This is a genomic window from Pseudovibrio sp. POLY-S9, from assembly GCF_001431305.1.
Taxonomy (GTDB): Bacteria; Pseudomonadota; Alphaproteobacteria; order Rhizobiales; family Stappiaceae; genus Pseudovibrio.
This window is the reverse complement of record NZ_LCWX01000246.1, coordinates 1-347: the sequence shown is the minus strand read 5'-3', so window position 1 is coordinate 347 and position 347 is coordinate 1. Positions and strand designations below refer to the sequence as shown.

Annotated in this window: 1 protein-coding gene; it reads right to left on the bottom strand. The window is 53.3% G+C overall.

The features are described from left to right. On the bottom strand, positions 1-347 hold a 347-nt coding region (locus tag PPL9_RS28220), incomplete at both ends, for a contractile injection system protein, VgrG/Pvc8 family (protein WP_280139087.1).

The following is a 347-nucleotide window of genomic DNA, read 5'->3' as shown; positions in this document are numbered from 1 at the left end:
AGGACAAAGCTGTTGCAATAAACGCCTTTGACCGCCCCGCCAGCCATGCTGTTATATTCTAGCTTGGGCTGGTCTGGGAGCTCGGAGACGATCTGCGGGTTATCAATAAACTGCAGCGTATGCTGGCCATTGGCACCATAGGTGAAGTAGTACCAGATGCCTTCTTCTGCCGTGATGCGATCTAAAAAGCTTAAGTGACTTTCCCGGTACTGCACGCAGTATTCGCGCGCCTCATGAGGCTCGGTCAGATCCCACTTCACATCCTCGACGCCGTGTTCTTTCAGCAGGATCTTGACGATCTCAGGTACGCTTTTCTTCTGGAAGATCCGGCAGTCAGAGCCGTGGGC